Raw genomic sequence first — 13,912 nt, 5'->3', positions numbered from 1 at the left:
CGTCAACCGGTCAACCGGAGACCCGCGAAGCTTTCGGCCTTATCAGGTCGATTGTTTTCAAGGTCTCCTTTTTTTTGTTTCCATTACTACACTTGGGAGGGGAAAGCAGTATGGCGAAAGTTGCGTTTCTATTCGGAAGCCCATCCAGACAATCAAGGCTCTTGCATCTGGTTGAATTCAGCCGCGAGGTGTTGAAAAAGAGAGGAACGGACACGGAGGTTATTTACATCAGCGATTTGCCTGCCGAAGATCTTATACATGCGAACTTCTCCAGTCCCTCCATACAAGAAGCTGTGCAAAAGGCCGTTGAAGCCGATGCCCTCGTTGTTGCCAGCCCGGTATATAAAGCGTCATATACAGGAGTTTTAAAAACATTTCTGGATTTGCTTCCGCAAAAAGGACTGGAGCATCTAGCGGCATTTCCGCTTTTTATTGGTGGAACGACTGCCCATTTGCTTGCAATAGACTATGCTTTGAAACCGGTATTGTCGGCGCTGGGCATTCGCTTGCTCGCGCAAGGCGTATATGCAGTTGATTCGCAAATTGTGCGGAATGGGATGGGACAGCTGCCATTGACGCCGGGCTGCAGGAAAGGCTGCGCAGTGCGTTGGATGAGTTTGTAAACACAGTTAATCGCGATCAGCCAGTTGCAGTGTCCGAATAAAAGTGTGAACGTCTACCTAAATGCACTTTAGAATTGACAGTATGCGAAAATCATGGTATTTTACAGATAAATAACCAACTAAGTCAATGGGATTTAATAATTTCAAAAGTTGTAATTTGCAGCCATTGTGATGCCGGCAAATTCTTCTTTTTTCACCAAAACTGACTGACTAGTCAATCAGTTAAGACGGGAGCGAGCATGTGACTTTAAAATCTTCAAAAGAGCAGGATGCAGGCAGACGAAAGCAACTAATGGATATTGCCGTGCAGTTATTTGCGCAGAAAGGGTATCCAAACACCAAAATTTCGGATATCGTGGCAGCCGCCGGTGTGGCCCAAGGCACTTTCTACTGGTATTTCAAGAGCAAGCAAGAAATTGTCATACAGCTTGTCGCCGACGGCCATGCCCGACTGCTGCAGGTGATTGGTCAAGGTTACCGGAAGCAAAGCGGGACAGTGGATGATATGGTAAAGTCCTCCACCAAGCTAATGAAAGACTTGCTTGAATTCGCCGAGTCCAACCGCCACTTGATGGCGCTGATGTTTATTGAAGGCAGCGGCGGAGACGAGGCGATCCGCAGTGCGATATCGGAGACGCGCATTGCAATTGAGCAAGCATTTCGTCGCAATATCGAACGAGCTGTGGAATTGAAGATGCTTCCGGATCATATCGATTTCGCGCTGCGATCCTCCATTTTGACCAGTCTTGTCGAAGGGACGATTTCCCGATGGCTGTTCGGGGCAGGGCATGATATGAGCCATAAGCCGGCACTGCCCGCCGACGTTGTAGCCGCGGAGCTGGCCCGATTTGAATTTTTCGGTTTGCTGGGATCATAAGAACAACTTAGAAAGAGGGAGCAGAACATGATCAAGGTAGATTGGCAGTCGGGAATGGATTATAACATCAGGAACAAGAGCGGCTTTATGCTGCACGGCAAAGCTGCCTCCGATGCAGAGGGCTTGACTCCGATCGAGCTGCTGTCAGGCTCGCTCGCGCTCTGCGTCTCGATGTCTCTGGTAAAAATTATGGAGATGGACAAGGTCGATCCGGGACAGCTTTCGGTTAGTGTTGCTGCCGAGAAGGCCGCTGATCGCCCGTCGCGGGTGGAACGCTTTGTGGTCTATGTCCAATTTCCGAAGACGATTGATTCGTCCTATCGGAACGTACTTATTCAAAAAGCCGAGCAGATGTGTACGATTGGCAACACGCTGCAGCTTGGCGCGGCAATTGAAATTGGTGCAAGCAGCCTAAAATAAGGGGAGAAAAAAATGTCAGCGAACAAATTTGAAGCGCAATCGGATGATTTTGCTTTACAGCCCGTTCCGCAGGCTAAGCGTCGAAGTACACTGAATATTAGCATTACAAGCTGTGCATGGGTCATTTCGTTGTCAACGTTATTTACGGGCGGCGCGCTAGCGGCAGGTTTGCCGTTCAGCGAAGTTATTGTCGCCGGAGTTGTCGGTATGTTGATCTTGGCAGTGTACGGATTTTTTCAAGGCTATGTGGGCGCGAAATATGGTCTTTCGACTACAGTGATCGCCCGACAGGCTTTTGGCCGCCATGGAGCGGGCTTGTTCGGGCTTGTGCTGGCTGTCGTTCTTGGCGTCGGCTGGTTCGCGTGGCAGGTCGCCTTCTTCGGCATAACATTGTCGGAGATGTTCCCGGGTCAATGGTTCGCCGAACCGAAGGTTGCAATGGTTTGGGGCGGCATTTTGATGATGCTCACCGCTTTTATCGGTTATCGGGGGCTTGCGGCAATTAGTTTTGTAGCCGTTCCGCTTGTTGGAATTTTGAGCATCTGGGGCATTATTGCCGCCGTCAATCATTCCGGAAGCTGGAGCGCCCTGATGGAGGCCCAGCCGGCCGGCGATCCGATGACGCTGTTTGCAGGTATTACGGTCGTCGTCGGCAATGCGGCGCTTGGCGCGGTGGTGTTTCCGGATATTACGCGATTCGGCAAAACTCCGCTCCGCGGAGGATTAGGGGCGTCATCGGGCTATTTTCTGGGCGGCCTGTTCTGCATCGTCTCCGGCGCGGCAATGACAATTGCGGCCAATGTCCCGCAGTTCGGGTCAACTCCGAACATTCCGGCGGCAATGGCGAAGATTGGCCTCGGGTTTTTCGCTTTCCTCATTCTAGTGTTTGCACAGTGGACAACGAATGACAACAATCTGTATTCCGGAGCCCTCGGGCTGCGCAATGCTGTAAAAATACCGAAAAATGTTCTTGTTGTAACAATGGGCATTCTCGGATTGATTATTGCTTTGAGCGGATTGGAAAACAGCTTTGTGCCGTTTCTGACTGTGCTTGGCAACTACGTTCCGCCGATTGCCGGGGTTATGATCGCCGATCACTGGTTTGTAAAAGGCAAGCGTCAAGGCGGTTATCAATTCGGAGCAGGTACGTCTTATTCCAACTGGAATATTGCCGCTATAGTGGTTACGGTTGCTGCAGGTTTCATCGGTTCAAGACTAAGTTTCGGCATCGCACCAATCAATTCTACTTTAATTGCATTTATCGGCTATATTATTGTGGCCTATCTATTGAAAGCAATTCGCGCCCCCTATGAGCTCGGCCAATCGACCGAGAAACAGTCCGGCTTTTAACTTTGGCGATCGAAGATTAACAGGAGGTAAATAAAATGGAAAATAAGCGCGAGCAAGTACGATGGGTGCTGGGTGTCGATGTAGGCGGAACATTCACCGATCTGGTGGCAATGAACGAAAGCGGAGCCTTGTATTCAGTTAAAACACCTTCGACCCCCGAGCAGTCGGAAGGAATGATGAAGGGGATTGAGAAGGTGGCGGAGCGGATCGGCATTGCTCCATCGTCTTTTCTCGCGCAGTGCCCGCTCATTGTACATGGGACGACGGTCGCGACGAATACGCTGCTCGAGTATAGAGGGGCGAAGGTAGGATTGTTGACGACGCAAGGCTTCCGGGACGAGATTGAATTCCGCCGGGCTTACAAGGAAAGTGTATTTTCGCCAAGATTGCCGGCTCCGCATCCGATTGTGCCGCGATATTTGCGCCATGGTATTCCGGAGCGGCTGGATGCATCCGGCGCTGTACTTGTAGCGATCGACGAAGAGGCTGTCCGCAAGTCAGTCCGTCAGCTTGTAGCTGAAGGTGTGGAATCGCTCGCGGTATGCTTTTTGTTCAGCTTTATTAATCCTGCGCACGAGCTGCGTGTCCGTGAGCTGATCCATGAGGAATTCCCTGAGCTTGCCGTGTCTCTTTCTTGTGAGGTGCTGCCGCAAATCCGCGAGTTCGAGCGGGTGAGCACGACGATTGTCAACGCCTACACCCGTCCGGCGATGGAGCTGTATTTGAGCAAGCTCGAGGGACGGCTGCGGGTGCAAGGCTTTAATGGCGAGCTCTTTGTCATGCAGTCCAACGGCGGCGTGCAAAGTGTAATCCAGAGCGGGCGCTTCGCCTCAGGCTGCCTGCTGTCCGGTCCGGCAGGGGGCGTGACCGCGGCATCGTTTATAGGGGAGAAGGCCGGCTATCCGAATCTGATCACGGTCGATATGGGCGGTACAAGCTATGATGTGGCCGTTATCGAAAATTTGCATCCTACTGTGACGACAGAAAACTGGATCAGCCGTTACCGCGTTGCTCTGCCGATGCTGGACATTCATACAGTAGGGGCCGGCGGCGGAAGCATTGCCTGGATTGACAGCGGCGGCGCGCTGCAGGTCGGACCGCGCAGCGCAGGGGCGACGCCGGGACCGGCTTGCTATGGAAGAGGCGGCACGGAGCCGACGGTAACGGACGTCAATCTTGTGCTCGGCTATTTGAATCCGGATCATTTTCTCGGCGGCGAGATGAAGCTGGACCGCCAGCTCGCGGAGCAGGCGATTGCCCGTCACATCGCCGAGCCGTTAGGCATTAGCGTCATCGAAGCGGCTAGCGCCATTTCCCAAATCGTCAATAGTAATATGTCGAACGCGATTCATTTCGTTACGACGCAGCGCGGCTTCGACCCCCGCCAATTCGCCCTGATGGCAGTCGGCGGCGCGGGAGCGGTTCATGCCGGAAAGCAAGCCGAGGATCTTGGCATTAATACGGTAATTGTGCCGGCGCTTGCGCCAGTATTTTGCGCGCTTGGCGATGTAGCGGCCAATCTGAAGGTAACGGAGCTGCATACCCGCTTCGAAACGGTGGATCAGGTTGATCTGGACGGGATGAACGCCGATTTTGAAGCGATGGAGGAGACGGCGCGCGCCAAGCTGGGCGGACAATCCATTGCCCGCCATTATGAGACGCGGCGCTACCTCGATATGCGCTACGCAGGGGAAGTGCATGAGGTGACGGTGCCGGTCCGCTCGCGGACGCGCAAAGTAACCGCGCTTAATCTGGAAGCGACGCTTGCCGATTTCCATACTTTGCACGAGCGGCTTTACGCTCATAAGGACAGCTCGCAGCCAGTGGAAATCCTCAATTTGCGGCTTGATTTGGTCGGGGTGCGCGATCGGATGCAGATCGAAGAGGAGCCGTTCGACCGCGAAGATCCGGCTGCGGCTCTGCGCAGCACGCGCCCGGTCATTTTTGACGGCAAGCCTGTAAATACGCCGGTGTATGATGGAGGCGTCCTTAAGCCCGGCAATCTAGTTGTCGGCCCTGCTGTCATTGAGCAATGGGGTACGACAATCGTCGTTTACCCGGGGCATGAGGCGCTGATCGACGCTTACCGCAATTGTGTCATCGAGGTGAAGCATGACGCCGGGAAGGGGTGGCGGGCATGATCGAGGCGCAAATTTTTTATGGGAAGCTGCAGGCGGTATGCCGGGAAACCGGCAACAATTTGTACCGCAATTCGCGTTCCGCCCTGCTTGCCCGCGACCGATCGTTCGCTGTTGGCGTTATGACCGGAGAGCAGGAGCTGGCTGCGCAAGTGCAGTACGATCCGGACCACTTATTTGCTCTTAGAGAAAGCACGCGCAGCTTGTTCGAATATTTCTCCTACGATATTTCTGAAGGGGATGTGCTGCTGACGGCAGATCCTTACCGCGGCGGAACGCAAGGCCAGACGCTTACGATGGCTGCGCCATATTTTCACGACGGCGAGATTGTGCTGTATCCGGTTATCCGTGCGCAAATGACGGATCTGGCGGGCGAATATCCCGGAGGCTATCATGCGGAGGCGTTTGAGTTGTGGCAGGAGAGCATGCGGCTGAGTCCAGTCAAGCTTTACAAAGGCGGCGTGTTGCAGCGCGATGTGCTGCGTTTCCTGCTGGCCAATAGCCGTGTGCCGACTTTGTTTGCCGCGGACTTGCGCGCGATGCAGGCCTGCTGCCTTGCTGCCCAGAATCGTTTAGGCGAGCTGATCGAGCAGCATGGCCCGGAGCGTTTGAAGCAGCACTTGCATGAAATGTTCGATTATAATGCCAATCGGGTTGCCCGGCAATTCGAACGATTCCCGGCTGTATCCAATACTGGCAGGGCGGAGTTCGTAGCCGGCTCATCCGGCCAGGTGGAAATTGCTGTCACCCTCCGCCGCGATCCAGCGGATGGCGGCATTACGTTTGATTTTGCGGGCACGGGAGCTCAGGTTGAAGGTCCGTATAATGTGACGACGGCTGCTGCCGCCGCTTATGCTGCCTGGCCTGTGCTGGCACCGGTCTACGAAGAGCTGTCCATTAATGAGGGGACACTGCGGGCCTTTCGGCTGTGTGCGGAGAAGGGCAGCCTCGTCAATCCGACATTTCCGGCTGCAACAGCCTTATCGCGGGCAGTGACCGGACATTACATTGCCAAGGCGGTAGCGGATGCATTGAAAGGCGAGTGTGCGGGCGAAGCTGAGTTTGCTTACCAAATTCACGGTCCTGGCCCGCAAGCGATTCTTTATGAGCCGGTCGGAACGAAGGCGGAGATTGAACCGCTATTTTTGACACCGGGCTTCGCCGCGGCAGCGGGAGGCTGGGGGCCGCCGGGTTTGAATGGCGAAAGTTTGCTCGTTTCCGCCGAGGAATTGGAAATGCACTACGGTTTCCAGCTGCTGAAGCGTGAAGGGGAAGCGGGATCAGGGATGACAGTGGAAATGATTAACCGTAAAGGGCTGCTGCATATGAACGTTATTGTGCCCAAGGAGACGGGTGGATCAGCCGGTTCCATTGAGACGGGCAGTAAAGTTTATGTGCAATCCGCCAATGGGGTCGAATTGAAGACAGAGGAACGGCTGACATTCCGCTATCCGGGAAAGGAAGGTGAATCGCATGGCACATGCTGATACGATTTTATCTCAGGTAATTGGCGGATCGCTCGATGCGATCGCCCGGGAGATGAGCGCAACAGTGACACGGACGGCGCGGTCGCCGATTTTTAATGAAGCGCATGATTTTACGACGGGAATCTTCGATTTTGCCGGCCAGAAGTCACGCCTTGTCGCGCAGGCACCCGGCTGCACGCTGCACCTGTATGCGATCGTTGGCGCGGTCGATCATTTGCTGCAGGAGTTCCGCTACAATCTTCATCCCGGCGATATTTTGCTTGTGAATGACCCGTATCACGGCGGCTCGCACAGTCTTGACTGGACGATCGTCATGCCTGTATTCCATGAGCGCAAGCCGGTGCTGCTGCCGGCTGTACGCAGCCATATGGGCGACAATGGCGGTCCGGTCGCCGGCGGCTACAACCCGAAATCGCGGGACATCTGGCAGGACGGATTGCGGCTTCCGCCAATCAAAATTTATGAACGGGGCGAGAAGCGCCGCGACGTGTTCGATATGATTGTGGCCAACAATCGGCTGGCGCACTGGCTGGAGGGCGATCTTGACGCGATGATCGGCGCCTGCAAGGTCGCCGCGGAGCGGATTGAGCGGATGCTGGAGCGTTATGGCGCAGACGGCGTCACCCGTGCCATTCAGCAGAGAATCGAATATACGGAGCGCAGAGTGCGCGAGGAGATTGCCTCCTGGCCAGACGGCACGTATACGGCTGAAACGTATGCGGATCATGACTATCAGGGGAACCGGAATATTAGAGTAAAGGCCTCGGTTACTGTAGCGGGCAGCGACCTTCATATTGATTTTACCGGCTCTTCGCCGCAAACGGCAGGTTTCATCAACAGCCCGCTTTCCAATACAACCTCCTTCTCGTTCGTCGCTGTCTCCACCTGCTGTGAGGAAGATATTCCGATCAATGAAGGCTACATGAATCCGGTTAAGGTTACAGCGCCACTGGGAACCGTTGTCAATCCGCGAATGCCGGCGCCGTGCGGTCATGCTACAGCCTGCGTCGGAGGCGAAATTGCCGAGGCTGTGCTGCTGGCGCTGTCGCAATGCGCGCCGAAGCGGGTCGGCTGCAACGTCCATAAGCTGCCGCTTGCCTATACGCATGGCAAGTACGCCGATGGCCGGCCTTGGGTAAATTTGAATTTCTACGGCTATACCGGCGGCGCCGGCGCCGCTTACGAAACCGACGGCTGGGGGCTGTATCCGCCGGTTATGACAGGGGTTATTTTGCCATCGATCGAGATGAATGAGGTGCAGTATCCGAGCCGCGTGCTGAAGCACGAGTATATCGCCGACTATACAGGAGCGGGACGCTACCGCGGGACGCCGGGGCTGGATGTGCAAATCCAGTATTTGGATGAATGCAAGACAAGCGTCATGATGGCCGGGGTGCGCAACACGTCGCAAGGCTACTGCGGAGCACCGCCAGGGCCGGGAAACAGAGTAATTGTCAACTGCGGCGATCGGGATGAGATCGATGTACCGGAGACGGATTTTGGCATACCGATGAAAAATGGCTGCATGATTCAGTTTTACCGCGCCGGCGGCGGCGGCTGGGGAGACCCCCTCGACCGCGACCCGGAAGCGGTTCTGTCGGATGTGCGCAATGGCTATGTGAGCGCGGCCGGGGCGCTGCGCGATTATGGCGTAGTCGTGGAGGACAGCGGCCGGACGCTCGATCTGGAGGCGACAAAACGCGTGCGCGAGTCTAGGCGGGCCAAAGGAAACTAGAAAAAAAGGAGTTGTCTCACAGCGGCGGCTGCAGCTGCTGGGAGACGGCTCTTTTTTTTAGACTGCCTGACTGCTGGCTTCCCATCTCTCGATTATTGGATGGCCATAATTCATTTTCGATTGGATGGTTTGTTTTGTTCGGCATTCTTTTATCATAGTAAACAAGTCGGAATGATCAGGAGTGAATGCGGTGTCGTCTAATCGTGAAGAGAACGTGTCAAAAATCGAAAGAAGCGCTGCTGGAATCTTTTACCCGAGAACGCGAAGTTGGAGAGGAATTCGGTGTATACTGGCGCCGCGCCGGAATGGAGCGGCATTGCGGAGGGCAAGCTGATGCCTAAAGCTAAGGGGCTTGAAGATAAACGGATTGCGCTGGCCGGGTCGCGCAAGCTGCAGGAACTGAGCGAAATTATTGAGCGGCAGGGCGGGGTGCCCATTGTCCGTTCACAGCAAGGAATTGCGTTATTGCAAGAAAGCGGGTTGGAGCATGCGCTGCTGCAGCTGATCGAAAGCGGGACGGATTGGGCGATTTTTACAACGGGTACTGGCCTCGATGCCATGCTGCAGCAAGCAGAACGTCTGGGCCTACGGGAGCGGCTGCTGGACTTGATCAAGCGCTCCAAGGTCGGAGCGAGAGGGTATAAAACCTTTGCATTGTTAAAGCATCTGGGTATTCAGCCGCTCGCAATGGACGACGACGGGACGGTTGAAGGACTGATTCGCTCGCTTGCTGCTTACGATTTTTCAGGGCTGGGGGTGACGGTCCAGCTTCATGGAGAGACGATGCCGGCATTTGCGGCTTTTTTAGAAGAAAAGGGCGCTGCCGTCCGGACGATTTTACCGTACAAGCATGTGCCTCCTGACCCGGATGTATCGCAGGCGTTATGCCGGGAAATCATAGAAGCTTCTGTCGATGCGGTCTGTTTTACAACGGCTGTGCAGGTCCGGTATTTTTTTCGGTATGCCAACGCCCATGGGCATTATCCGGCAATCGCAGAGCGGTTCCGCGAGCGGGTGCTCGCGGTTGCGGTGGGCAGAGTGACCGCCGAGGCTCTGCAGGAGGAGGGAGTGCGGCGGGTATTGGCGCCCGGCAATGAGCGGATGGGCGCTATGGTGATCGAAATAGCGCGTTATTACAGAAATGTACCGAATCTATAGCGGGGGATGGTAGAGTGAAAGCTCAACAAGTGACAGTGGCGGTCGTTCAAGCTGCGCCAACTTTGTTTGATCGGCAATCTGCAATGGACAAGATTGCAAGTATGGCGAAGGAGGCGGCTGAACAGGGAGCCAAATTAGTTGTCTTCCCTGAAGTGTTTTGCCTGGATATCCGCGGGGGCTAAGTTTCGGCGCGCGTGTCGGAAGCCGTACCGAGAACGGAAGGAAGGATTGGCAGCGCTACTGGGAAAATGCGATTGAGATCCCGGGGGCAGAAACGCAGCTGTTAGGCGAGTTGGCCAAAGAGCTGGAGGTATACCTAGTAATTGGGGTTGTGGAGCGCGATCAGCAATTCAGTTCAGGTACTTTATTTAATTCGATGGTATATATCGGGCCAGAAGGCGAATTGCTGGGCAAGCACCGCAAGCTTGTTCCGACAGGCTCCGAGCGTTTATTGTGGGGGCAGGGGGACGGCAGCACGCTCACCGTAATCGACACTCCGTTTGGCCGGATCGGCGGTTTAATATGCTGGGAAAACTATATGCCGCTCGCCCGCACGGCGATGTATGCGCAAGGGATTGACATTTATTTGGCTCCTACGGCCGATGCCCGCGATTCGTGGCAGTCTACGATCCGGCATATTGCCTGCGAAGGCCGCTGTTATGTCATTTCATGCAATCAATTTGCCGCCAAATCCTCCTATCCTGCAGATCTGGCCTATTATGCGGACATAAATGACGACCCCGACATTCTCAGCAGAGGGGGCAGTGCAGTCGTAGGGCCGCTGGGCGATTATGTCGTTGAACCGCTATATAATGAGGAAGGCATACTGCTTGCGACATTGGATCCCGCAAAGATTGTGCAAAGCAGGTTCGATTTTGATGTGGTCGGGCATTATAGCCGTCCGGATATTTTTCAATTGATCGTAAATGAAAACAAACAGGAGATTGTTCGGTTTACCCGGAATTAATGGGAAAGGAGTTATTCAGGATGGAAAAGAGACTGCTGGAAAGCATATTGTTGGGCGATGAGAAAATCGGGTCCTTGGAGGACGAGCTGCTTGCTATCGTGCCGGAGCTTATCGTCTGTAAAAATTGCGAGCAGCGCATGCCGGCGCATCGTCTGCCTGTGCTGTCCCATACGTACGAGGTCGTTGACGGTGTAAGAAATGATATTGTATTAAAGCTGGCCGCTTTGTTTCACGATATCGGCAAACCTTACACCAAAGTGACAAAACATGGTCTCGATAGTTTCAAGGGGCATGAGGAAGTAAGCGTTGTGCTGGGCGATTTAATTTTACAGCGGCTCAGTTTTGAGGAGAGGGTGCGCCGGGAGGTTAGCCTGCTGGTAAAATATCACGACTATGAATTAGCGCCGACGCAGGACAGCATGAACGATATGATTCAAAAAATCGGAAAAAATCTCATGCTGCCGTTGCTGGAGCTGCAGTTATCGGATTTATTGGCTCATTCGGAGCAAAAAGTGAATGCTCATCTCGAGATTAGAAAAAATACGCTCAAGTTCTTTTTGCGCATGGAAGGCAGAGAAGAATAGTGTTTGATTGGGGCGCCTCCGCCGGGAGGCGCTTTTTAGATTAGAATCGCAGCAATGATGGCAGCCGTTACATTAATCGGTATCTTTTTTGCGAAAAGGGTGGTATATAGTAAAAGAAGGAAATTAGAGAAAGGAGAGAGATAGATGCGTTTAAAACAGAATCCGAAACATCGTCAACACAAGCCGCAGCAACGGTGGATGGCTGTTCCAATAGCACTAGCCATGTTGGCGGGGACTGCAGTCATGCCTGCTGCGATCGGCAAAGGTTATGCTGCGAGTAAAAGTGCTCAGCCTGCTATTCAGTTGAAGACGATACCGATGATCGTAAACGGACAAGCCCTTCAAGTTCCGGCAGGTATGGTGGAGAGCGAGACATATATCGGGCTGCGGTTTTTGAGCGAGCAGTTGGGAATGGCCGCGAAATGGGATCCGAAGACAAATACAGTATCGGTTAGCAAGAAAAACAAGGCGATGACCATGAAAGCGGGCAGTAATGAGTTTACAGTCAATGAGCACCGTATTTATGGTTCAGCGCCGATTGCGCTAAAAGGGACAACTTATTTGCCGCTGCGTTTTTTATTGGAACAGATGGGATTCCGTATTGGCTATGATGGTACGAAAAAGACAGTAACCATTCAAAACATTCAAGAAAATGATGTCATAATGACGAATAAAATGATTGATACTCCTTATCGCAAGCTTTCGCTGACACTTCAATATCCGCAACTGTCTGGCTGGAAAGATGCAGCTGTACAGGACAAGATCAACAGCTTCCTGACCTCAAAAGTGAAAGAGTATGAAAAAAGCGGGAAGTCGCTTATCGATGATGCTTACGAGTGGGGTTATGAGGAGGACCTGTCGAGGGTTACATACAGCCTGGACTACACCGTGACCTACAACGAGCAAAATAAGTTAAGTCTATATTTTGACATTTATCTCTACTCTGGCGGGGTTCATGGTATGTATGATTATGTGGGGTACACCTTCGATCTTACAACCGGCGAAGAGCTGTCGCTGAAGCAGGCGACGGGTAATCATCCGGACTATATCAACATTATTAATCGTGAGATTAAAAAACAGTTGAAGCAATCCGAAATTATACTGATGCATCCATTTGAAACCATTAAAGCGGATCAACGTTATTTTTTGCGCGGCAATGCGATCGTAGTTTATTTTTCGTTGTATGAGTACCTCCCTTATGCAGCAGGAATACCTGAATTTTCAATTCCGCTCTCTGCCTTCAAATAGTGACAGATATCGAAAAAATAAATTACATTTTATGAGAATTTGTGACGAAAGGGGAGGTAGTCATCGATCCGAATCAACTCATAATGGATCATATAGGTTTGTTTATTTTCCTATTGTTTTTTGTGCCGATTGTGATGACTGTTGTTATGCTGTACATTTTAAAAAAGGTATTTAAAAAATAATGTTAACTCTTCATGTGCCTAGTGAATTGGATTGGAGAAAGATATAGCTGTGAAAAGAAAGTGGAAAAAGCTGATTTACAGCAGCGTGCTTGTGCTGCTGATCGCAGCCGCGGCTGCGCTATTCTTCCCGACATGGACGCCTTCCATCGAAGGGGAGCGCAGCATTCATCTATTGAAGCAGGTCAACATTAATGGTGCCGGCCATGAAGTCATGATTAGAGGCAAGGACCGTCGAAATCCGGTTCTGTTGTTTGTACATGGAGGGCCTGGCTGCTCGGAAATTCCATATGTGCGCAAATATCAGGATCAGCTTGAGCAAAGCTTTACGATTGTTCATTACGATCAACGGGGAAGCGGCAAGTCGTATCATTTTGGCGAGGATTATTCGCATGTGACGGCTGAGCTTCTCATTGAAGATCTGCTCGCGCTAACGGATTATGTATCAGAGCTGCTGGAGCAGGATCATATATTGCTGGCCGCGCATTCATACGGCACATATATCGGATTGCAAGCGGCTGCGAGGGCGCCGGAGAAGTATCGGGCTTATATCGGAATCGGACAGGTGGCGGATCATACGCAAAGCGAGCTGGACAGTCTGCATTTTGTATTAGAGCAGGCGCGTCTTGCTGGAAATCAGGCAGACATTGATCGTTTAGAGGAGCTGCGTACATCTATTGAGCAGGGTGAAGGCCGCACCCCACGAGGACTGATCCGCAAGTACGGTGGAGCCGCCCGCCTGATTGATGATAATGGGGATTATGTAATGGGGTTCTTATTTGGATCAGAATATAATGGGCTTGATGTCATTCGTTACTTGCGCGGAATCGCGGCCACGCAGGAGCAGCTGCTGAGGGAGGAAGCGGCAAAACCGCTGACGAGCATTGTGAGGGAAATCAAGTTGCCAGTCTATTTCGTGATGGGAAAGTATGATTATATGACCTCCACGCAAGCCGCGGCAGCCTATTTTGAGCAATTAAAAGCACCCAAAAAGGAATTTGTTTTGTTCGAGCAGTCCGCTCATTATCCGCAATTTGAAGAAAAGGAGCAATTTGCTTCGTGGCTGAACCAATTGAAATAAACCGAGATCGGGAAAAAAAGAGATATTTACGGCACAGCCATCCGCATGTAGATTGGAATTGATGC

General features: G+C 52.6%; 11 protein-coding genes and 1 pseudogene. All 12 read left to right on the top strand.

All coding sequences use genetic code 11. From position 1 onward, the window contains the following. Positions 1-110: 110 nt before the first annotated feature. The 12 genes and pseudogenes from ssuE (at position 111) to ACFQ0N_RS17890 (ending at position 13,847) form a co-directional block, all read left to right on the top strand. Positions 111-623, top strand: a complete 513-nt coding sequence (gene ssuE, locus ACFQ0N_RS17945; RefSeq protein ID WP_379328562.1) for an NADPH-dependent FMN reductase — start codon at positions 111-113, stop codon at positions 621-623. A gap of 241 nt (positions 624-864) precedes the next feature. Then, positions 865-1,500 (top strand): TetR/AcrR family transcriptional regulator, encoded by a 636-nt coding sequence (locus ACFQ0N_RS17940; RefSeq protein WP_379328560.1) that lies wholly within the window; start codon positions 865-867, stop codon positions 1,498-1,500. 27 nt (positions 1,501-1,527) lie between these two features. Further along, positions 1,528-1,920 carry an OsmC family protein gene (locus tag ACFQ0N_RS17935; RefSeq protein ID WP_379328557.1) on the top strand — a complete coding sequence of 131 codons (393 nt, stop codon included), beginning with the start codon at positions 1,528-1,530 and terminating at the stop codon, positions 1,918-1,920. Positions 1,921-1,932: 12 nt separating this feature from the next. Further along, positions 1,933-3,270 carry a cytosine permease gene (locus ACFQ0N_RS17930; RefSeq protein WP_379328555.1) on the top strand — a complete coding sequence of 446 codons (1,338 nt, stop codon included), beginning with the start codon at positions 1,933-1,935 and terminating at the stop codon, positions 3,268-3,270. 35 nt (positions 3,271-3,305) lie between these two features. Continuing rightward, entirely contained in the window at positions 3,306-5,411 is a 2,106-nt protein-coding gene (locus ACFQ0N_RS17925) for a hydantoinase/oxoprolinase family protein (RefSeq protein ID WP_379328553.1), read from the top strand. Further along, positions 5,408-6,895 carry a hydantoinase B/oxoprolinase family protein gene (locus tag ACFQ0N_RS17920; RefSeq protein ID WP_379328551.1) on the top strand — a complete coding sequence of 496 codons (1,488 nt, stop codon included), beginning with the start codon at positions 5,408-5,410 and terminating at the stop codon, positions 6,893-6,895. Before ACFQ0N_RS17925 ends, ACFQ0N_RS17920 begins: the two co-directional genes overlap by 4 nt. Then, positions 6,882-8,630 carry a hydantoinase B/oxoprolinase family protein gene (locus ACFQ0N_RS17915; RefSeq protein ID WP_379328549.1) on the top strand — a complete coding sequence of 583 codons (1,749 nt, stop codon included), beginning with the start codon at positions 6,882-6,884 and terminating at the stop codon, positions 8,628-8,630. The genes ACFQ0N_RS17920 and ACFQ0N_RS17915 overlap by 14 nt, the downstream gene beginning before the upstream one ends. Positions 8,631-8,963: 333 nt before the next feature. Then, entirely contained in the window at positions 8,964-9,788 is an 825-nt protein-coding gene (locus ACFQ0N_RS17910) for a uroporphyrinogen-III synthase (RefSeq protein WP_379328641.1), read from the top strand. A 14-nt stretch (positions 9,789-9,802) separates the two neighbouring features. Further along, a pseudogene (locus ACFQ0N_RS17905) lies at positions 9,803-10,755 on the top strand (carbon-nitrogen hydrolase family protein). 20 nt (positions 10,756-10,775) lie between these two features. Then, positions 10,776-11,339, top strand: a complete 564-nt coding sequence (locus tag ACFQ0N_RS17900; RefSeq protein ID WP_379328547.1) for an HDIG domain-containing metalloprotein — start codon at positions 10,776-10,778, stop codon at positions 11,337-11,339. Positions 11,340-11,483: 144 nt separating this feature from the next. After that, the gene (locus ACFQ0N_RS17895) at positions 11,484-12,587 is read left to right on the top strand and encodes a stalk domain-containing protein (protein WP_379328545.1); all 1,104 of its coding nucleotides are present in this window, start codon (positions 11,484-11,486) and stop codon (positions 12,585-12,587) included. Between the two features lie 231 nt (positions 12,588-12,818). Next, complete coding sequence (locus ACFQ0N_RS17890; protein ID WP_379328543.1) at positions 12,819-13,847, top strand: alpha/beta fold hydrolase; 1,029 nt, start codon at positions 12,819-12,821, stop codon at positions 13,845-13,847. The last annotated feature ends 65 nt before the right edge of the window (positions 13,848-13,912 follow it).

Origin of the sequence: Paenibacillus sp. GCM10027626, from assembly GCF_042676285.1 — a bacterium.
Taxonomy (GTDB): Bacteria; Bacillota; Bacilli; order Paenibacillales; family Paenibacillaceae; genus Paenibacillus_Z.
The sequence above is the reverse complement of the archived record's forward strand: the minus strand, read 5'-3'. Positions and strand labels throughout refer to the sequence as shown.